Genomic DNA, 19,932 nt, shown 5'->3' with positions numbered 1-19,932 from the left:
CGGGAATGGCGTGTGCGGCTCCTCCTCGGCCGGTGCCGGGCAGGCCGCAGCAGGCGCCGACTCCACGGCGAACCACCGACTCGCGGACTCGGAAGAGGGGGGGGCGATGTGAGCGGGGCGCCGAGAATGCTGAAGCCCCGCCGCCGGCCGGACACCGCCGCTCCCCACTCCCGGCCGGAAGCCGCCTGCCCTCCAGCGGGCCGGATGTGAGCACGCCCCGTTCCCGGCCGGAAGCCCCCGGCGCCCTGCACCCGCCCGTCCCGGGAGTCGAGCGCGGCTCGGTGCCCGGATCGGGCATCCTTCTTCGGCCCCCTCTTGAGCAGCCGCCCTGGGTGCTCTCCGTGCACCACTCCTCGGCGCTCCGCGAGCCGCGCCCGCCGATGGCGTTCGGCAAGCTGTCCCGCCGATGAGCGGGAGCCGGGCCCTTCCAGCCATCGGGGGTGTGGGAGCCGGGGCCGTGCGGCCATCGGGACTATGGGATCCGGGCCCGCCTGGCCATCGGAGCTGTGGGACCGGGCTCGTGCGGCCATCGGAGCTGTGGGATTCGGGCCCGCCCGGCCATCGGAGCTGTGGGATCCGGGCCCGCCCGGCCATCGGGACTGTGGGATCCGGGCCCGCCTGGCCATCGGATCTGGGGGACCGGGCTCGTGCGGCCATCGGAGCTGTGGGATTCGGGCCGGCGTGGCCATCGGAGCTGTGGGACCGGGCTCGTGCGGCCATCGGGACTGTGGGATTCGGGCCCGCGTGGCCATCGGAGCTGTGGGACCGGGCTCGTGCGGCCATCGGAGCTGTGGGATCCGGGCCCGCCCGGCCATCGGGACTGTGGGATCCGGGCCCGCCTGGCCATCGGAGCTGTGGGACCGGGCCCGCCCGGCCATCGGAGCTGCGGGACGGCCCGTGCAGCCATCGGAGCTGTGGGACCGGGCCCGTGCAGCCATCGGAGCTGTGGGATTCGGGCCCGCCCGGCCATCGGAACTGCGGGAGCCAGGCCCGCCCGGCCACCGGAACCCCGGCAGCCCGGTCCCGCGCTTCGGGGACCGGGTCGCCGAGCCGTTCGGGGCGGACCCGTTACGTCAGCACCCTCTCCAGCGTCTCCAGCGCCCCCACCAGCTCCTCCGACGTGATCGTCAGCGGAGGTGCCAGGCGGATCGTCGAGCCGTGGGTGTCCTTGACCAGGATTCCCTCGCGAAGGAGGCGTTCGCCGATCTCGCGGCCCGTGCCGACCTCCGGGTCGATGTCCACGCCCGCCCACAGGCCCCGCGCGCGGAAGCCGACGACGCCCTTGCCGAGCAGGGCCGACAGGCCGCCCCGCAGGACCACGCCCAGCTCGGCGGCGCGGCGCTGGAACTCGCCCGTCTCCAGGAGCTCGACCACCGCCGTGCCGACCGCGGCGGAGAGGGGGTTGCCGCCGAAGGTCGATCCGTGTTCGCCCGGCCGCAGCACGCCGAGCACGTCGCGGCGGGCCACCACCGCCGACACCGGGACGATGCCGCCGCCCAGCGCCTTGCCGAGGAGCAGTACGTCCGGGACGACCCCCTCGTGCTCGACGGCGAGCGTACGGCCCGTGCGGCCCAGGCCCGACTGGATCTCGTCCGCGATGAACAGGCAGCCCTTGCGCCGGGTCAGCTCCCGCACACCGGCCAGGTAGCCGTTGTCGGGGATGACGACACCCGCCTCGCCCTGGATCGGCTCCAGCAGCACCGCCGCCGTCGTCTCGTCGACCGCCGCCTCCAGCGCCGCCAGATCGTTGTACGGCACGATCCGGAAGCCCGGCGTGAAGGGACCGAAGCCCTGCCGTGCCGTCTCGTCCGTGGAGAACGACACGATCGTCGTCGTACGGCCGTGGAAGTTGTCCGCGGCGACCACGATCGTCGCCTTGTCCGCCGGGACGCCCTTCACCTCGTACGCCCACTTGCGGGCCACCTTGATGCCGGACTCCACGGCCTCGGCGCCCGTGTTCATCGGCAGCACCATGTCCAGGCCCGTCAGCGCCGCCAGCCGCTCGGCGAACTCGGCGAGGCGGTCGTTGTGGAACGCGCGGGAGGTCAGGGTCAGGCGGTCCAGCTGGCGGTGCGCCGCCTCGATCAGCGCCGGGTGGCGGTGGCCGAAGTTCAGCGCCGAGTAACCGGCCAGCATGTCCAGATAGCGGCGGCCCTCCACGTCCTCCACCCAGGTGCCCTCGGCACGGGCGACGACCACGGGCAGCGGGTGGTAGTTGTGCGCGACGACCGGCTCCTCGGCGCGGATCAGGTCGGCGGACGAACGGGTGGTGACGGGAGCGGTCATCAGCGAATCTCCTGCGTGCAGCACTTGATGCCGCCGCCGGCCTTGCGGAACTCCGACAGGTCGACGGGGACGGGGACATAGCCGCGGTCGGCGAGGGCGGAGGCGAGGGCCTCGGCCTGCGGTGCGATGAAGACGTTGCGTCCGTCGGACACGGAGTTCAGGCCGAACGCCATCGCGTCCTCACGGGTCGCCAGCACCGCGTCCGGGTACAGCCGGGCGAGCACCTCGCGGCTGCCCGGCGAGAACGCCTCCGGGTAGTACGCGACGTTGTCGTCGTCGAGCACGAACAGCGCCGTGTCCAGGTGGTAGAAGCGCGGGTCGGTCAGCGTCAGGCTGATCACCGGATGGCCGAAGAACTCCTGCACCTCGCGATGCGCCTCGCGGGTGGTGCGGAAACCGGTACCGGCCAGGACGTACCGGCCCGTCCAGACCAGGTCGCCCTCGCCCTCGCACACCGACTCGGGGCGGTACACGTCGTAGCCCGCCGTCTTGAACCAGGTGTCGTAGTGCGTGGACTCGGGGCGCCGCTCCGGCGCGTGGAAGAGGGAGCCGAAGACACGGCCGTCCACGACGACCGCCGAGTTCGCCGCGAAGACCATGTCGGGCAGGCCCGGCGCGGGCTCCACCGCGTCGACGGTGTGGCCGTGGTCCCGATAGGCGCGGATCAGTGTCTGCCACTGCTCCCGTGCCAGGTCGACGTCGACGGGTGTGTCGGGGTGCATCCAGGGGTTGATCGCGTACTGCACGGCGAAGTGTCTGGGTTCGCAGACGAGATACCGCCGCCGGCGCGGCACACGGGTGTCGGTCACAGAGGGTTTCCTCCGCTTCCTGCGAGTGTCGACTGAGGGTTGACACAAAGGTAGGAAGCGCCGAAACGAGCGACAAGGAAAAAATATTGCGCGCCCACGCAGGAATGCTGCGAATTTTCCGGCAGAGACGCAGGCCTGCTGCGCGCCCCGAGGTTTAGTCCGGCGCAGGCTGACTCGCGCCCGCCTCCGGGCTCTCCGGGAGCAGATGGGACAGCACCATCACGCTGATCGTCTTCCTGATGAACGGCTCGACGCGGATCCGCTCCAGCACCTCCTCGAAGTGCTCCACGTCCCGCGCCCGCACATGCAGCAGCGCGTCCGCGCCCCCGGTCACGGTCATGGCCGCGGTGATCTCCGGATGGTTGCGGACCACCTCCGCGAGCCGCCGAGGCGGGGCCGCGCCCTCGCAGTACACCTCGACGTACGCCTCCGTACGCCAGCCCAGCGCCGACGGCTTGACCGTGGCCGTGAACCCGGTGATCACACCCGTGTCCCGCAGCCGGTCCACGCGCCGCTTGACCGCCGTCGAGGACAGCCCGACGGCCGCGCCGATCTCGGCGAAGCTCGTCCGCGCGTTCGCCATCAGCGCGGTGATGATCTTCCGGTCGAGGTCGTCGAACGGCGCGGGCCTGCTCTCCATGGCGGCACTGTATCCAGCGGGAACGTCACACGTCGGCACGTGTGCAGGCGTACGAATTGCTCCTACACTCCGGGTTCATGCTGCGTGCCCTGGCTGTCGACGACGAACGCCCCTCGCTCGAGGAGCTCCTCTACCTCCTCAACGCCGACCCCCGGATCGGCACCGCGGAGGGCGCCGGCGACGCGACCGAGGCGCTGCGCCGGATCAACCGCGCCCTGGAGTCGGGGCCGGGCGGGCCCGAGGCGATCGACGTCGTCTTCCTCGACATCAACATGCCGGGCCTGGACGGCCTCGACCTGGCCCGGCTGCTCACCGGTTTCGCCAACCCGCCGCTCGTCGTGTTCGTCACCGCCCACGAGGACTTCGCCGTCCAGGCCTTCGACCTCAAGGCCGTCGACTACGTCCTCAAGCCCGTCCGCAAGGAACGCCTGGCGGAGGCCGTGCGCCGGGCCGCCGAGCTCAGGGACACCGCAGCCCCGCGCATACCCGTGAGCGAGCCCGACCCCGACCAGATACCCGTCGAGCTCGGCGGGGTGACCCGCTTCGTCTCCGTCGACGACATCACCCACGTCGAGGCCCAGGGCGACTACGCCAGGCTGCACACCGACAAGGGCAGCCACCTCATCCGCATCCCCCTGTCGACCCTGGAGGAGCGCTGGCGCTCCCGCGGCTTCGTCCGCATCCACCGCCGCCATCTCGTCGCCCTGCGCCACATCGGCGAACTCCGCCTGGACGCGGGCACCGTCAGCGTCATCGTCGGCACCGAGGAGCTCCAGGTCAGCCGCCGGCACGCGCGCGAGCTGCGCGACCTGCTCATGAGGAGGCCGTGAAACCATGCCCCAGAACCCCGCCGACCGCCGCGTCCTCGTCACCGGCCCGCCCCGGCGCACCCGCCGGATCTCCGGCTACTACCGCCCCCGCACCGAGATCGACGAGCAGACCACACTGGGTCACACCTACGTACGGTCGCTGATGCGCACCCAGCTGCGCACCGCCCTCGCGGTGTTCGCCGTCCTCGGCCTGCTCGTCGGCCCCCTGCCGTTGCTCTTCGCCGCGATGCCGGACGCCCGCCACCTCGAATGGGCGGTCCTGGGCTTCGGTCTGTACGCCCCGCTGGTCCTGCTGGCCCGCTGGTTCGTGCGCCGCGCCGAGCGCAACGAACGGGACTTCGTACGGCTCGTCGAGGACCGCTGAGCCGAGCAGCCGAGCGAGAAAACCGAGCCGGCGGACCGAGCCGGCAGACCGAGCCGGCAGACCGAGCCAGGAAACGAGACCAGGAACCGATGCGGCCGTGAACTCCAGCTACGCCGTCCCCGCCGTCGCCCTCGTCGTCCTGGCCACCGTCCTCGTCGGCGCCTTCGGCCTGCGCATATCCCGCACCACCTCCGACTTCTACGTCGCCTCCCGGACCGTCGGCCCCCGCCTCAACGCGGCCGCGATCAGCGGCGAGTACCTCTCCGCCGCCTCCTTCCTCGGCATCGCCGGCCTGGTCCTCGTCCAGGGTCCGGACATGCTCTGGTACCCGGTCGGCTACACCGCCGGATACCTGGTCCTGCTGCTGTTCGTCGCCGCCCCGCTGCGCCGCTCCGGCGCCTACACCCTCCCCGACTTCGCCGAGGCCCGCCTCTCCTCCCAGGCCGTACGGCGGCTCGCGGGCGCCTTCGTCGTCGGCACCGGCTGGCTGTATCTGCTGCCCCAGCTCCAGGGCGCCGGGCTGACGCTGACCGTGCTGACGGGGGCGCCCGACTCGCTGGGCGGACTCATCGTCGCGGTCGTCGTGGTGGCCATCGTCGCCGCCGGCGGCATGCGCAGCATCACCTTCGTGCAGGCCTTCCAGTACTGGCTCAAACTCACCGCGCTGCTCGTCCCCGCCCTCTTCCTCGTCCTCGCCTGGCAGGGTGACGGCGCCCCCCGCCGCGCCTTCGACGAACCGGCCACCTTCCGCGAACAGAGCGTCGTCCGCGTCGACGACACCCTCGACCTGAGGCTCGACCGGCCGCTGACCGTCACGGTGAACGGCACCATCGACGGCCGCGGCCACGACGACAAGCAGCTCCGGCTCCCGGCGGGCACGCACCGCATCGAGGGTGGCACCCGCCTGACCTTCGCCCAGGGCGCCGAGGTCCCCGAACCCGACCACCGAGCGGGCGGCAGCCTGTCGCCCTCGCAGGCCGAGAGCCGCGGCGAGCGCCCGCTGTACGCCACGTACGGACTGATCCTCGCCACCTTCCTCGGCACCATGGGCCTGCCGCACGTCGTCGTCCGCTTCTACACCAGCCCGCACGGCGTCGCCGCCCGCCGCACCACCGTCGCCGTGCTCGGCCTGATCGGCGCCTTCTACCTGCTGCCGCCGGTCTACGGCGCCCTCGGCCGCCTCTACGCCCCCGAACTCACCCTCACCGGCCACGCGGACGCGGCCGTCCTCCTGCTGCCCGACCGCATGATCGGCGGCCTCGGCGGCGACCTGCTCGGCGCGCTGGTCGCGGGGGGCGCCTTCGCCGCGTTCCTTTCCACGGCGTCGGGCCTGACCATGGCCGTCGCCGGCGTCCTCACTCAGGACGTCCTCCCGTCGCGCGGCGTACGGCACTTCCGGCTCGGCACCGTCCTCGCCATGGCCGTCCCGCTCGCCGCGAGCGTCCTGGTCGGCGGGCTACCGGTCGCCGACGCGGTGGGCCTCGCCTTCGCCGTGTCGGCGTCCTCCTTCTGCCCGCTGCTCGTCCTCGGCATCTGGTGGCGGCGGCTGACCCCGCCCGGCGCGGCCGCCGGGATGCTGGTGGGCGGCGGCTCGGCGCTGCTCGCCGTCGCGGCGACCATGGCCGGCTTCCCCGGCTCCGGAGCGCTGCACGCGCTGCTCGCCTGGCCCGCGCTCTGGTCGGTGCCGCTGGGCTTCCTCACCATGGTGCTGGTGTCCCTGGCCACCCCGAGTCGGGTACCGGCGGGGACGGCGGCGATCCTGGCGCGGTTCCATCTGCCGGAGGAGCTCCGGGCGGAGGTGAAGGCATGAGCGGATTCATCGCGGGCCTGTGCGTGGCGATCCTGCCGCTGCTCGCCGCCGGCTTCTGGCTCGGCCGGCGCACGGCACGCCCGCAGAACCTCGGGGGCCTCGGCACACCGGTCGAGCACGCCACCTTCGAGACCCTGCACACCGCCTCCCTCGCCGCGCCCCCGCTGCGGGCCGGCCTGACCGAGGAAACCGCCCGCAAGTCGGCCCGCAGACTTCGCTCACTCCTCGGCACCGACGCACTGTGCCTCACCGACCAGAAGGACGTCCTGGTCTGGGACGGGGTCGGCGGCCATCACCGTACGGAGATCATGCAACTCCTCGCCGGACCGCTGGAGTCGGGCCGCGGCGAGGCCTTCCCACTGGTCTGCGAGACCCCCGACTGCCCGGTGCGCTGGGCGGTCGTCGCCCCGCTCACCGTGGACGACCGGGTCCACGGCGCCCTCGTCGCCTGCGCGCCCCGTGAGTCGGCGGTGCTGGTGCGGGCGGCCGGCGAGGTGGCCCGCTGGGTCTCCGTGCAGCTGGAGCTGGCGGATCTCGACCAGTCCCGCACCCGCCTGATCGAGGCCGAGATCAAGGCGCTGCGGGCACAGATCTCCCCGCACTTCATCTTCAACTCCCTCGCGGTGATCGCCTCGTTCGTCCGCACCGACCCCGAACGCGCCCGCGAACTGCTCCTGGAATTCGCCGACTTCACCCGCTACTCCTTCCGCAGGCACGGCGACTTCACCACCCTCGCCGACGAACTCCACGCCATCGACCACTACTTGGCCCTGGTGCGGGCACGCTTCGGCGACCGCCTCTCCGTCACCCTGCAGATCGCCCCCGAGGTCCTCCCGGTCGCCCTGCCCTTCCTGTGCCTGCAGCCGCTCGTCGAGAACGCCGTCAAGCACGGCCTGGAGGGCAAGGCCGGGTCCGCCGCGGGCAAGAGCCACATCAGCATCACGGCACAGGACGCCGGCGCCGAGGCCCTCGTCGTGATCGAGGACGACGGCGCCGGAATGGACCCCGTCCTGCTGCGCCGCATCCTCGCCGGCGAGGTCAGCCCCTCGGGCGGCATCGGGCTGTCCAACGTCGACGACCGGCTCCGTCAGGTGTACGGCGACGACTACGGCCTCGTCATCGAGACCGCCGTGGGAGCGGGCATGAAGATCACCGCCCGGCTGCCGAAGTACCAGCCGGGCGTGCACTCAGCCGGGCGGCTCACCCGGGAGTGAGGGCCTGTGCGACACAGGCCCTGCGGCTCAGCTGCCGCGGCTGACGGCCATCCCCAGCGTGATCAGCCCCAGCACCACCCACCCGAACCACAGCCAGCCATTGCTCCCGAGCGCCACCGTGTAGGCCGTCACCACGACGAGCCCACCGACGGTGATCACCCCCATCGCTTTCGTAGAACCGTCCGCAGAACCGGGCATCGCAACACCCTCCTAAGGTTCGTCCCCCTCCATGGTGCCCCCGTTCTGCTTCCGGACGGTGCACACGACAAAATGTGTGCCGCTCTTCCAGGCCCCCTCGCTCGTCCAGGAACCGGCCGTGTAGACGGAAGGGTCGAAGCCGTAGTCGCGCGGCGGCACCTCCCGGGCGCACGCCGCGTCCGACTCGGTGCGCGCCTCGGTCAGCGTCACGTCGGCGCCCAACCGGGTGAACCCGAGCACCTGCTCGTCGTGCGGCTCGTCGCAGGACGCCAGGCGGGCGTCCCGTTGGGAGCGGACGTCCAGACAGTCCCGCCGCTGCATGGTCGCCGTGTCGGCGAAGGCCGCCCCGGTCCTGCGATGCTCGCCCAGCGGCCCGTACACCGGCCCGTTCGCGCCCAGCACCAGGCAGGCGGTGCGCCGCCCGGCCGCCTCGAACCCCGCCTGAGTCGGTACGACGGCGAAGCTGCGGACGTCCGCGAGCCGGCCGCGGATCTCCGCCGTCCGCTCCTCGCACGCCGCCGGCCCCTCCTCCCGGGCCTCGGCTGCGGACGCAGCCGCGACAAACGCCAACACCTGGCCGTCGGGTGCCTTCTGTCCGCACGTGGGATCCAGAGTCAGCCGGGGCGTGCCCTGGAACGCGGCCGAACCGGGCCAGTCGGCGAGCACACAGTCACCGTTCCTCAGCGGCTCGCCGAGTCCGACGGCGTCGCCGTACGGCCGCCCCGTCCCGCCGGTGTCCTCCTGCTGGGCCATGGCGTACCAGACACCGGCCCCCGCGAGCGCCATGCCGAGGAGGCCGCCGAGGACCGCGTGCAGGATGCGCGGCCGGGTGCTGCGCCGACCGCCCGGCCCGGGACCGAACGCCTGCGGTCCGGTGGACTGCCCTGGCGGGGCACCGAAGCCCTCCGGTGCACGGGGCTGCCCGGGCGGTGCGAAGCCCTGCGGTCCGCCGGGCTGCCCTGCCACGGAGCCCCGGCCCGGAGCGTTCGGCCGGGACGGAGGGCTGAAGCCCTGTGCGGTGCCGGGCCGATCCGTTCCGGGCGGGGGGCGCAAACCGGCAGCGTCGGGACGATCGGTCGTGGGACGGGGACCGAGCCCCGCAGGGGCGGGCCGGTCGGTGGTGGGGTGGTGGCCGAGGGCCGCGGCGTCGGGTCGGTCGGTGGTGGGGTGGTGGCGGCCGAAGGCTGCCGCGTCGGGCCCGTCGGTCGCCGGACGGGAACCGAAACCCGCTGCCTCGGGTGCGGGTCCGGGTGGCGGTGCCCCGCCCCAGTGCGGCTGCGATCCGAGGTCGGTCTGGGTCCGTGCGTACGCGTCGGCCTCCGGTGTCACGATCCGCGACAGCGCCGCCTCCGCCTGAGCCGCGGTCATCCGCCGCGCCGGATCCTTCTCCAGCAGCGCCCGCACGACGGGCCCCAGCGCACCGGCCCGCGCGGCCGGCCGCGGCTCCTCCGTGACCACCGCGGTGAGCTCCGCCAGATGCGACTCCCGGTCGAAGGGCCCCCGGCCCTCGACGCCGTAGTACAGCGTGCAGCCGAGCGAGAACAGATCGGTGGCCGGCGTCGGCGCCCCGCCCGTGACCCGCTCCGGCGCCAGATAGCCCGACGTACCCACCAGCACCGAGGCCAGTGTGTACCGCGTCTCTCCGGCGTCCGGCTGCACCGAGATGCCGTAGTCGGTGAGCAGCACACGGCCGTACGGCGCACCGGTGCGGTCCGGCGCCAGCAGGATGTTCGCCGGTTTCACGTCCCGGTGCAGGACGCCCCGCTCGTGCCCGGCGGTCAGCGCGTCGAGCACGGCGAGGCCGACGCGGGCGCACTCCGCGGGTGCCAGAGGCCCGCGCTGATCGACCAGGTCACGCAGGTTGACGGCACCTGCCACGTACTCCATGACGATCCACGGCAGCCCCTCGTGCTCCAGCACGTCGTGCACGGTCACCACATGCGGATGTCCGCGCAGGCCCGCCGCATGCCGGGCCTCGGCGCGGGCACGGGCCACCCGGGCCTCACGCTCGTCGGCCTCGGCGGGGTCCCGGAACACGATCTCCTTGAGCGCGACCTCACAGGCGAGTCTGCGGTCGTCGGCGAGCCAGACATGGCCCATACCGCCGCTGCCGAGCCGGTTCAGCAGCAGATAACGGCCGGCGATGACCCGGCCCACTCCCGACGTCGATGATCCTGAAGGCATCCGGTGACTCCCGGGTTCTGCGGGGGCGCTGCGTGGGTTGCTAGGCGGTGGTGCTCGCGGTGAGCCCGTCTGTGGCCGGCCTGTCGGTGGACGGCCCGTCGGCGGACGGCACACCGGTCGCCGGGTCGGTCCAGACCGGCGCGCTTGTCTCGGGTGGCGGCGCGCTGCTGGTGACCGGGGCGCTGGACGGGGGCGAACTGGTCATAGGCGGCGGTGAGCTTGTGGTCTGCGGCGGTGAGCTGGACGCGGGCGGAGGCGAGCTGGCCGGGGGCGGCGGTGAGCTGGTCGTGGGGTCCTTGGTAGACGGGGGCGGAGCGGAGCTGGGCGGTGCCGCGGAGGACGACGGGCCCGAGGACGGGGGCCCGCTGGTGGGACCGGGGCTGCCGGGCCCGGAGCTGCCCGGTCCGGAGGACGAGGGCGGCGGAGAAGTCGAGGTGGACGGCGAGGACGATGACGATGATGACGACGATGACGACGGCGGGGAGCCCGACGGATCCTTCGCCGGCCGAGAGGTAGTCCCCGAGCCCGGGGGAGTGGACGTCGTCCCGCCCGAGGAGCCGCCGGAGCTCTCCCCGGCCACGCTCAACGTCACGTACTCACCGAACCGCAGCTCGGTCCCGGCCGGCGGATCCGACGCCGTGACCCGGGCACCGTCCGGTGGCAGCCCGCCGCCCTCGAAGGCGACCGCCAGGCCGCTGTCGGCCAGCTTCCGGCTCGCCTGCCCGAACGTCGCCCCGGCGAGGTCGGGCACCGCGCGCCGCTCGCGCGTGTCGAACGTCGTGTCCTTCTCGCCCGTCGTGCCGACGGGACGGTTGATGCCCCGCTCCGGCTCCGCTACGTCGACGAGCGCGAGCCGCTCCACTTTCCGCGTGGCGGGCCGCACGGCCACGACGGATGTTTTCTCGTATCCCTTCCACTCCTCGTTGCGGTCGTCGAAATCGACCTTTATCCGAGTCGTGTCACCCTCGAAGGGCCGCAGCGGATTTCCGCAGGAGCACTTCACGACGGGAAGGCCGTCCGCATCGACGAGAATCGCGATTCCCGCCTGAAGCAACGCGTTGAAGGGGGCGGCTTTCCCCTTCTTGTAGTCGTGATTCTTCACGAGAGTGTCGTGACGCAGGAGAACGGGTGTGAGGCGATCGAGAAAGCCGGGAATCTCTGCAGTGGTAATGGAGAGCGCGGCTGCCCATGCCTGTGCCTTCCGCTCATTGGCGGGATCGGTGAGAAACTCCTTGAGCCGTACGACATCACAGATCGTCGGCTGCTTGGATCCCCCGTACAGGCCAGGAGTGTCGCCCTGCTGCAGTCCGCCGGGCGCCGTCAGCGCCCTGACCTGCTGGTCCCGCCCCAGCCCCTGGCCCTCGTCGAAGAAGGGCGCGAGCGACGGTACCCCCGCCGCGACGGCCTTCACCATGACCAGCGGTGTGTCCCGATCGCATCCACTGAGCGCCAGCACGAACACCAACAGGACGGCGATCCTCCGAATCGCCGATTTCCCGACCCTGCGTACGAACACACGAAGCGCCATTACCGCTCCCCCCGGCGGTTCCCCCGACGCGCTTCATGCTACTGAAAGGCGCAGCCTTTCGGTTTCCTCAGTTTCCGCGTGCGTTCAGTGAGGCCAAATAGGCGTTGTACGCCTCGAGTTCCTTGTCACCGTCCCGATCGGCGGCCCGGTCCATACGCCGGGCCTGTCGCTGCTCCGAGCGATACCACTGGAACAGCAGTGCGATAAGCACCAGTACGGACGGAATCTCGCTGAACGCCCAGGCGATACCGCCGGCCGCGTTCTGGTCGGCGAGGGCCTCGATGCCGAGCGAGGCGGGCGGGTTCTTGAACGTCTCGACCATCGGCTCCGACGCCATCATCAACGCGATGCCGAAGAACGCGTGGAACGGCATTCCCGCGAACAGCTCCAGCATCCGCATGAGGTAGCCCGGCCGGTGCGGACCGGGATCCACGCCGATGATCGGCCAGAAGAACACCACGCCCACGGCGAGGAAATGCACCATCATCGCGATGTGGCCCGTCTTGGAGCCCATCAGGAAGTCGAACAGCGGCGTGAAGTACAGCGCGTAGAGGCTGGCGATGAACAGCGGGATGGTGAACGCCGGGTGCGTGATGATCCGCATGTACCGGCTGTGCAGCAGAGCCAGCAGCAACTCCCGCGGCCCCTTGCGCCCGCGCCCGGCGGGCGGCAGCGCACGCAGCGCGAGCGTGACGGGCGCGCCGAGCAGGATCAGAATCGGCGACAGCATGCTGATCACCATGTGCTGCACCATGTGCACGCTGAACATGACCATCCCGTAGTCATTCAGCCCGGTACACATGACGAGCATCACGGACAGCACCCCGACGACGTACGACACGGTCCGCCCCACAGGCCACGAGTCGCCCCGCCGCCGCAGTCGCACGACGCCCCACGCATACAGCGCGAGCCCCACCAGGCAGGCGACGAGGAAGAACGGGTCGGTCGACCACTGAAGTCCCCGCCCCAGCGTGAACGGCGGCAGATCCATCATCATGCCGTGCCCGCTGTGGTCCATCCGGCGGCTCCTGATTCGTGGGGTTGTGCGCTGTCTGTCCCCCACAGACTAGAACTGCCCCCGACCGAGCTTTCGACCGGGGGCAACTGGAGCGCGCCCCCTCAGAGCACGCACTCCGCCTCGTCGTACCGATCCGCGGGAACCGTCTTCAACGTCTCCACGGCCTCGGCCAGCGGCACCATCACAATGTCGGTGCCCTGCAGCGCCGTCATGTGACCGAACTCGCCCCGGTGCACCGCCTCCACCGCATGCCACCCGAACCGCGTCGCCAGCACCCGGTCGTAAGCGGTGGGCGTACCACCCCGCTGCACATGCCCGAGGATGACCGGCCGCGCCTCCTTGCCGAGCCGCTCCTCCAGCTCGATGGACAGCTGCCGCGCGATCCCGGCGAACCGCTCGTGCCCGTAGATGTCCTTGCCGCCCTCGTCGAACTCCATCGTGCCGGCCCGCGGCTTGGCGCCCTCCGCCGCAACGACGATCGCGAAGCGCTTGCCCGCCTCGAACCGCCCCCCGACGACCCGGGTCAACTCCTCGATGTCGAAGGGCCGTTCCGGTACGACGATGGCGTGCGCGCCGGCCGCCATGCCGGAGTGCAACGCGATCCAGCCGGTGTGCCGCCCCATGACCTCGACCACCAGCACCCGCTGGTGGGACTCGGCGGTGGTCTTGAGCCGGTCCAGCGCCTCGGTCGCCACCGTGACCGCGGTGTCGAACCCGAAGGTGACATCCGTGACCGCGATGTCGTTGTCGATGGTCTTCGGCACACCCACGACGGGCAGGCCGCTGTCCGACATCAGCCGGGCCGCCTTCAGCGTGCCCTCGCCGCCGATCGGGATGATCGCGTCGAGGCCGAGCTCCTCGACATGGCCCTTGGCCCGCTCCACACCGTCCCGCAGATGGGAGGGCTGGACCCGGGAGGAACCGAGGATCGTGCCGCCGCGGGCGAGGATGCCGCCGACCGCGTCGAGGTCGAGCTTGAGGTAGTCGCACTCCAGGAGGCCCTTCCAGCCGTCCCGGAAGCCGATGACCTCGTCGCCGTGGTCGGCGACTGCGCGGTGCACGACGGACCGGATGACGGCGTTCAGGCCGGGGCAGTCGCCGCCGGACGTGAGGACACCAATGCGCATAGCCCGAAAAACCTTCTCCACGTGGGCCGGGACCGGACCACGCTGTCCGGCTCGAATCCCCGCCACCCTAGCGGCATCGGGGGGCGGGGCCGAACCGTGCGTCCGCCTGCTGGACGACCCCGCTCACCTGTGCGGACGCACCGTCAGACGGGCTGGTTACGGCAGGCCGGCAGCCGGATGTACGAACCGTCAGACGGACTGCCGCGCCCCGGTGTTCACGCGGGCTGCTGCTGCGCGGCCGCGATGCGCTCGTTGCGCAGCGCGTCGTACCAGCGGTCGTCGGTCGGCGGCAGCGCGTTCACGTCGAGCGCCAGCTTCAGCAGCAGGTCGGCGATCAGCGGGTTGCGCGCCAGCACCGGGCCGTGCATGTACGTACCGAACACGGTGTCGTTGTACGCCCCTTCCGTGCCGTCGCCCGTGCCGTTGCCGTTGCCCAGGCGGACCTGGGCGAAGGGGCGGGCGGTGGGGCCGAGGTGGGTGACGCCCTGGTGGTTCTCGAAGCCGGTCAGCGGGGGCAGCCCGAGGCGCGGGTCGATGTCGGCGAGCACGTCACCGACGCACCGCGCGCCCTCACCCCGTACGGACACCACGTCGATCAGCCCGAGGCCCGGCTCACGCTGACCGAGGTCGTTGATGAACTCGTGGCCGAGGATCTGGTACCCGGCACACACGGAGAACACGATGGCGCCGTTCTCCACGGCCCGGTGCAGACCCCCGTCCCGGCGCAGCCGCTCGGCCGCGAGGCGCTGCGGCCGGTCCTCGCCGCCGCCGATGAGGTAGATGTCGCCGGAGGTCGGGATCGGCTGGTCGCTGCGCACGTCGAGGCGGGCCACATCGAGCCCGCGCTGCCGCGCCCGGCGCTCCACGACCAGGACGTTGCCCTGGTCGCCGTAGGTGCTGAGCAGGTCCGGGTAGATCCAGACGACCCGCAGTTGGTTGTCGCTCACTTAAGTCCCCTGAAGTCTCGTGCTCAGTTGCCGACGCGGCGGCGCAGGTCCTGGAACGCCGTGTAGTTGGCGATGACCTCGATCCGGCCCGGCGGGCACGCCTGCACGGCCTGGTCCAGGTTCTCGCAGACCTGGAACTGCTGGTTCGCGACCTCCAGGCGCACCGCGAGGTCGAGCTTGCGGTCGCCGATGACACAGATCGGGTGCCCGGACAGCCGCGTGTAGTCGACGTCCCACAGCCAGGAGGTGTCGGTGCCGTCGGCGCCGCGCGCGTTGACGGAGAGGATCACCGGGGTCGGCGGCGGGTCGATCAGAGAGAACGTCTCCAGCCAGCCGGCCGGGTTCTTGGCGAGCAGCAGCCGCAGATCCCGCTCCTGGAACTGCACGACGTCGTAGCGGCCGGCGACGGCCTGCACCTGGTACATGCGCTCCAGCGCGACCTGCGGCGGCACCCCGAACACGGCGGCCACGGCCGCGGAGGAGGCCGCGTTGGCCTTGTTGGCGCGGCCCGGCAGCTGCAGATGGATGGGCCAGGCGGAGCCGTGCGGATCGAGAACGTGATCCCCGGACAGCGCCCAGCTCGGCGTCGGCCGCCGGAAGCCGCACTCCCCGCAGAACCAGTCGTCGCCCGGCCGCTGCATCACGCCACCGCAGGACGGGCAGGACCAGGCGTCGTCCTTCCACATCTGCCCGGCCGCGACCCAGATCACATTCGGGGACGAGGAAGCGGCCCACACGACCAGCGGGTCGTCGGCATTGGCGACGATCACGGCCTTCGACCCCGCGAGACCCTCACGCCAGTTCTCGGCGAGCATCCGGGTCTCCGCGGCGCGGTCCAGCTGGTCGCGGGAGAGGTTGAGCAGTGCGATGCACTTGGGGTCGGTGTCCCGGGCGACCCCGGCGAGGTACTTCTCGTCGACCTCGATGACGCCGTACCGCGCGTCCGAGCCGCCGGCCAGCGCCGAGGTGATGCCGGCCGGCATGTTGGCGCCGAGGGCGTTGGAGACGACCGGCCCGGCTGCCCGCAGGGCCTCGGCGATGAGCCGGGTCGTCGTGGTCTTGCCGTTGGTCGCCGAGACGAGGACCACGTCCAGGTTCTGCGCGAGCCGCGCGAGGAGGTCGGGGTCGAGTTTCAGTGCCACCCGGCCGCCGATCACCGAACCGCTCCCGCGCCCAGCGGCGCGCGATGCCGCCGCGACCGCCTTGCCCGCGGTCACGGCGATCTTGGCCCGCGGCGTGAGCGGGTCCGAGTTGCCTGCCATCAGTTCTCGATCCTCCTTGCGTACGCGCCGCGCCTCTGCCTGACGGCAACGTGGTGGTGGTCAGCCTATCGAGATCCATTCGCACTCCCGAATCGCCGTACCCTTGCGGCCATGCGCAACGGCTCCATTCCGGGCACCAACGGACGCGTCCGGCCTCTCACCCTGCTCGGCGACGCGGTGCTGCGCGAGCAGTGCCGGGAGGTGACCGACTTCGGCCCCGAACTGGCGGCGCTGGTGGACGACCTGTTCGCCACGATGTACGCGGCCCAGGGTGTGGGCCTCGCCGCGAACCAGGTGGGGGAGTCGCTGCGGGTGTTCGTGTACGACTGCCCCGACGACGAGGACGTACGGCACCTCGGTCATGTGGTGAATCCGCGGTTGGTGGAGACGGACGGGGTGGTGATCCGGGGGCCGGAGGGCTGCCTGTCCCTGCCGGGTCTGGAGGCGGGGACGGAGCGGTACGACCACGCGGTGGTCGAGGGTTTCACGATGACCGGGGAGCCGGTGACGATCCACGGCACCGGGTTCTTCGCGCGGTGCCTGCAGCACGAGTGCGACCACTTGGAGGGCAAGCTGTACGCGGACCGCGTGACGGGCTGGCGCCACCGCCGCCTGATGCGACAGGTGGCCCGAGCTTCCTGGCGCCGGTGACGGTCACGCCCTGAGGGGCGCGAGGGCTCAGAACCCGGGGCCGCCCATCTTGTCCCCCGCAGCCGCAAGCCGACCCCACAACAGGTCGGCCAAACTCCGCACCAACTCCGCCCGCGAGCACGGCCGTTCACCCAGCCACCAGTCCCCGGCGGCATGCATCATCCCGACGATTCCGTGCCCCCACACCCGAGCCAGCTGCTGACTCCCCGGCCCGAGATCCAGCCGTTCTTCGATCACGGTGGCCAGTTCCTCGCCCATCCTGCGGAGCAACGGTGCGGAGTGCTTGCCGACGTCGAACCCCTGGTCCCCCACCTGGCCCCCGTCCGCCGGATGCATCAGGAACCGGTACACCTGGGGCCGTGCCTCGATCGCGGCGAGGTAGGTGTCCAAGGTGGACTCGACGCGCTCCCGCCGGTCCGCGGGGGCATCCAGCGCCGCTCTCAGGGAGTCCAGCAGCGCGTCGGTGTGCCGCTTGGCCAACGCCGCGTAAAGTCCGCCCTTGTCGCCGAAGTGCCGGTACAGAATCGGCTTCGTGATGCCCGCCTCGGCGGCGATCGCGTTCATCGAGGCCTGTGGGCCGTCGCGCAGCACCACCCTGTCGGCGGCCTCCAGCAGCTCGCGCCGACGGCGGTCGGCGGACCGCTGCTGATCGGTCCGCTGCGTGGTGTCCATGTGCTCTCCCCACCCGTGGTGAATCGCTGACGCCTGCGCAAACTAACACTCAGCATGCCCTTTCCATCGAATGGGCTGTCGAGGAGTCATCGGGAGTTGACTTTACCTACCGGCGAGTAACAAACTAGGGTTACCGCTAGTAACACGCACGTACGCCGCTGGAGGGGTCATGGCCGAGTTCACCATGGAGCTCAACGACGAACAGAAGGAGGTCCGCGACTGGCTCCACGGCTTCGCCGCCGATGTGATCCGCCCCGCGGCCGCCGAATGGGACGAGCGTGAGGAGACTCCCTGGCCGGTCATCCAGGAGGCCGCGAAGGTCGGCATCTACTCCCTCGACTTCTACGCCCAGCAGTACTTCGACCCCACCGGTCTCGGCATCCCCATGGCGATGGAGGAGCTGTTCTGGGGTGACGCGGGCATCGCCCTGTCGATCGTCGGCACCGGTCTGGCCGCCGTCGGTGTGCTGGCCAACGGTACCGAGGAGCAGATCGGGACCTGGGTGCCCCAGATGTACGGCGACGCCAATGACGTCAAGCTCGCGGCGTTCTGCTCCTCCGAGCCCGACGCCGGGTCCGACGTGGCCTCGATGCGCACACGTGCCGTGTACGACGAGGTCAAGGACGAGTGGGTGATCAACGGCACGAAGACCTGGGCGACCAACGGCGGTATCGCCAACGTCCACGTGGTCGTCGCCGTCGTCGACCCGGAGCTGGGCTCCAAGGGGCACGCGTCCTTCATCGTCCCGCCGAACACACCGGGCCTGTCCCAGGGCCAGAAGTTCAAGAAGCACGGCATCCGTGCCTCGCACACCGCCGAGGTCATCCTGGACGACGTGCGGGTGCCGGGCTCCTGCCTGCTGGGCGGCAAGGAGAAGCTGGACGAGCGGCTGGCGCGGGCCCGGGAGCGGGCCAAGGCGGGTGGCGAGCGGGTCAAGAACGCGGCGATGGCCACGTTCGAGGCTTCGCGGCCGGCCGTCGGTGCGATGGCCGTCGGCACGGCTCGTGCCGCGTACGAGGTCGCTCTCGACTATGCGATGACCCGTGAGCAGTTCGGGCGGCCGATCATCGACAACCAGGGTGTGGCCTTCCAGCTGGCGGAGATGCGGACGCAGATCGACGCCGCGCGGCTGCTGGTGTGGCGGGCGTCCTGGATGGCGATCAACGGCAAGCCGTTCACCGCGGCCGAGGGGTCGATGTCGAAGCTGTTCGCGAGTGAGACGGCGAAGAAGGTGACGGCGCAGGCGATACAGATCCTCGGGGGCAACGGCTACACGCGGGAGTATCCGGTGGAGCGGATGCACCGGGACAGCGCCATTTACACGATCTTCGAGGGGACCAGTGAGATTCAGCGGCTGGTGATCGCGCGTACGTTGTCGGGTATGCCGATTCGGTAAGCGCCCAGGGGTTTCTGCGCGACGCGGTCCGCGGGATCGTGGTGGCTGGTCGCGCCCGCGCGGCGGGGCCGCATACAGATGCGGCCCGCGTCCCTGGGCTGCCCGAGGCGCGTTGCCGAGTCGACGGAGGACGTCTGTGACGGTCAATCCCCTCGTACCGCTGATCGCCCGGGGCGAAGCCGACCGCACCACCACGCTCGCCGCCCTGGCCCTGGAACAGAGCCTGGTGATTCCGGCCGACCGCCGGGCCTTCCTCCATCTGGCCCAACGGGCTGCCTCCGACGCCCCCGAGTCCGCCGCCTTCTTCACCCTGCTGGCCGGGGGAGAGGCGCTGGCCGAGGAACGTCTGGTCGCGTTCGCGGCGGCGTGGGGAGTGACGGAGGCGGTGGCGGCAGCCCACCAGCCCCTCCCGGGCTGTCAGGCCTACCCCGCGTACGTGGCCTGGCTCGCCCTGAACGCGGCACCGGCCGAAGCGGTACTCGCGCTGACGGCCAACTTCGCGACCTGGGGCGGCTATTGCGCGACGATCGCCGAGGCCCTGCGCCGCCACTACGGCTTCACGGACGAGGCCTGCGCGTTCTTCGACTTCTTCGCGGAGCCGTCCGCAGACCTGGAGCGGACGGCAGCGGCCGCCGTCCGGGCGGGACGGGACGCCGGACAGGTCGACGAGGAACGAGCACACCGGTACGGCCACTTGCTCCAGTCCTACGAGGAACTGTTCTGGTCGACCTTGCATGGACCGATGCCTACGGCGTAGTCCCGCTGCTGTGCGCGATGCACGCCACGTCGATGCGATCCGCGAGCTTCGCCAGCTCGATGGTCAACGCGGCCACCGTGTCCTCGTCGAGCCCATCCTCCCCGGCCTCGACAAGGTGCAGCCACCGAGCACCCACGGTACGCAGCAGCTTGCTCACATCGGCGGCAGCCACCTGCAAGGTCCCGCGGTCGTCGACGATCAGCGGCAGAGTAACTTCGCGGTTCACACCCGGGATCGTA

20 protein-coding genes are annotated in these 19,932 nt (G+C 71.4%); 8 read left to right on the top strand and 12 right to left on the bottom strand.

Going from position 1 to position 19,932, the window contains the following annotated elements; genetic code table 11:
- The first annotated feature begins 206 nt into the window (after positions 1–206).
- Positions 207–410 (top strand): hypothetical protein, encoded by a 204-nt coding sequence (locus tag ACIBAG_RS03620; protein WP_399100490.1) that lies wholly within the window; start codon positions 207–209, stop codon positions 408–410.
- Positions 411–1,068: 658 nt separating this feature from the next.
- Here the strand turns inward: ACIBAG_RS03620 and rocD are convergent.
- The 3 genes from rocD to ACIBAG_RS03605 form a co-directional block, all read right to left on the bottom strand.
- Positions 1,069–2,286: an ornithine--oxo-acid transaminase gene (rocD, locus tag ACIBAG_RS03615; RefSeq protein ID WP_399100488.1), complete on the bottom strand. Its 1,218-nt coding sequence runs from the start codon at positions 2,284–2,286 to the stop codon at positions 1,069–1,071.
- Entirely contained in the window at positions 2,286–3,095 is an 810-nt protein-coding gene (gene ddaH, locus ACIBAG_RS03610) for a dimethylargininase (protein WP_399100485.1), read from the bottom strand. The genes rocD and ddaH overlap by 1 nt, the downstream gene beginning before the upstream one ends.
- Before the next feature lie 154 nt (positions 3,096–3,249).
- Positions 3,250–3,735: an Lrp/AsnC family transcriptional regulator gene (locus tag ACIBAG_RS03605; protein WP_399100483.1), complete on the bottom strand. Its 486-nt coding sequence runs from the start codon at positions 3,733–3,735 to the stop codon at positions 3,250–3,252.
- Positions 3,736–3,812: 77 nt separating this feature from the next.
- Here ACIBAG_RS03605 and ACIBAG_RS03600 point away from each other — a divergent pair, with 77 nt between their 5' ends.
- The 4 genes from ACIBAG_RS03600 (at position 3,813) to ACIBAG_RS03585 (ending at position 7,953) form a co-directional block, all read left to right on the top strand.
- Positions 3,813–4,565: a LytR/AlgR family response regulator transcription factor gene (locus ACIBAG_RS03600; protein ID WP_399100481.1), complete on the top strand. Its 753-nt coding sequence runs from the start codon at positions 3,813–3,815 to the stop codon at positions 4,563–4,565.
- Positions 4,566–4,569: 4 nt separating this feature from the next.
- The gene (locus ACIBAG_RS03595) at positions 4,570–4,929 is read left to right on the top strand and encodes a hypothetical protein (protein ID WP_399100479.1); all 360 of its coding nucleotides are present in this window, start codon (positions 4,570–4,572) and stop codon (positions 4,927–4,929) included.
- A gap of 97 nt (positions 4,930–5,026) precedes the next feature.
- On the top strand, positions 5,027–6,739 hold the full coding sequence (locus tag ACIBAG_RS03590; protein WP_399100477.1) for a cation acetate symporter: 1,713 nt from the start codon (positions 5,027–5,029) through the stop codon (positions 6,737–6,739).
- Positions 6,736–7,953, top strand: coding sequence for a sensor histidine kinase (locus ACIBAG_RS03585; RefSeq protein WP_399100475.1), 1,218 nt, complete (start codon positions 6,736–6,738; stop codon positions 7,951–7,953). Before ACIBAG_RS03590 ends, ACIBAG_RS03585 begins: the two co-directional genes overlap by 4 nt.
- Before the next feature lie 27 nt (positions 7,954–7,980).
- Here the strand turns inward: ACIBAG_RS03585 and ACIBAG_RS03580 are convergent, their stop codons facing one another.
- The 7 genes from ACIBAG_RS03580 to ACIBAG_RS03550 form a co-directional block, all read right to left on the bottom strand.
- Positions 7,981–8,112, bottom strand: coding sequence for a hypothetical protein (locus ACIBAG_RS03580; protein WP_399100585.1), 132 nt, complete (start codon positions 8,110–8,112; stop codon positions 7,981–7,983).
- A gap of 51 nt (positions 8,113–8,163) precedes the next feature.
- Positions 8,164–10,335 carry a protein kinase gene (locus ACIBAG_RS03575; RefSeq protein WP_399100473.1) on the bottom strand — a complete coding sequence of 724 codons (2,172 nt, stop codon included), beginning with the start codon at positions 10,333–10,335 and terminating at the stop codon, positions 8,164–8,166.
- A gap of 40 nt (positions 10,336–10,375) precedes the next feature.
- On the bottom strand, positions 10,376–11,863 hold the full coding sequence (locus ACIBAG_RS03570) for a DUF6777 domain-containing protein (RefSeq protein ID WP_399100471.1): 1,488 nt from the start codon (positions 11,861–11,863) through the stop codon (positions 10,376–10,378).
- 67 nt (positions 11,864–11,930) lie between these two features.
- A complete protein-coding gene (locus ACIBAG_RS03565) occupies positions 11,931–12,881 on the bottom strand; it encodes a cytochrome c oxidase assembly protein (protein WP_399100469.1) in 951 nt (316 codons plus the stop codon).
- Positions 12,882–12,982: 101 nt separating this feature from the next.
- Positions 12,983–14,008 (bottom strand): 6-phosphofructokinase, encoded by a 1,026-nt coding sequence (locus ACIBAG_RS03560; protein WP_399100467.1) that lies wholly within the window; start codon positions 14,006–14,008, stop codon positions 12,983–12,985.
- A 215-nt stretch (positions 14,009–14,223) separates the two neighbouring features.
- Positions 14,224–14,955, bottom strand: coding sequence for a type 1 glutamine amidotransferase (locus ACIBAG_RS03555; protein WP_399100465.1), 732 nt, complete (start codon positions 14,953–14,955; stop codon positions 14,224–14,226).
- A gap of 23 nt (positions 14,956–14,978) precedes the next feature.
- Positions 14,979–16,217, bottom strand: a complete 1,239-nt coding sequence (locus tag ACIBAG_RS03550; protein WP_399100463.1) for a MurT ligase domain-containing protein — start codon at positions 16,215–16,217, stop codon at positions 14,979–14,981.
- Between the two features lie 111 nt (positions 16,218–16,328).
- Here ACIBAG_RS03550 and def point away from each other — a divergent pair, with 111 nt between their 5' ends.
- Complete coding sequence (gene def / locus ACIBAG_RS03545; RefSeq protein ID WP_399100461.1) at positions 16,329–16,868, top strand: peptide deformylase; 540 nt, start codon at positions 16,329–16,331, stop codon at positions 16,866–16,868.
- Between the two features lie 27 nt (positions 16,869–16,895).
- Here def and ACIBAG_RS03540 read toward each other — a convergent pair whose 3' ends face one another.
- Entirely contained in the window at positions 16,896–17,540 is a 645-nt protein-coding gene (locus tag ACIBAG_RS03540; RefSeq protein ID WP_399100458.1) for a TetR family transcriptional regulator, read from the bottom strand.
- A 169-nt stretch (positions 17,541–17,709) separates the two neighbouring features.
- On the opposite strand from ACIBAG_RS03540, the gene ACIBAG_RS03535 reads away from it, so the two are divergent.
- Both ACIBAG_RS03535 and ACIBAG_RS03530 read left to right on the top strand, forming a co-directional pair.
- Positions 17,710–18,936, top strand: a complete 1,227-nt coding sequence (locus tag ACIBAG_RS03535; RefSeq protein ID WP_399100456.1) for an acyl-CoA dehydrogenase family protein — start codon at positions 17,710–17,712, stop codon at positions 18,934–18,936.
- A 136-nt stretch (positions 18,937–19,072) separates the two neighbouring features.
- The gene (locus ACIBAG_RS03530) at positions 19,073–19,693 is read left to right on the top strand and encodes a transcriptional regulator (RefSeq protein WP_399100454.1); all 621 of its coding nucleotides are present in this window, start codon (positions 19,073–19,075) and stop codon (positions 19,691–19,693) included.
- On the opposite strand, the gene ACIBAG_RS03525 is transcribed toward ACIBAG_RS03530, so the two are convergent.
- Positions 19,683–19,919 (bottom strand): DUF6213 family protein, encoded by a 237-nt coding sequence (locus ACIBAG_RS03525; protein ID WP_031485888.1) that lies wholly within the window; start codon positions 19,917–19,919, stop codon positions 19,683–19,685. The genes ACIBAG_RS03530 and ACIBAG_RS03525 overlap by 11 nt on opposite strands.
- Between the last annotated feature and the right edge of the window lie 13 nt (positions 19,920–19,932).

This window comes from Streptomyces sp. NPDC051243, assembly GCF_044455405.1.
Taxonomy (GTDB): domain Bacteria; phylum Actinomycetota; class Actinomycetes; order Streptomycetales; family Streptomycetaceae; genus Streptomyces.
Note: the sequence above shows the minus strand (reverse complement) of the source record. Positions and strands in the feature narration are given on the sequence as shown.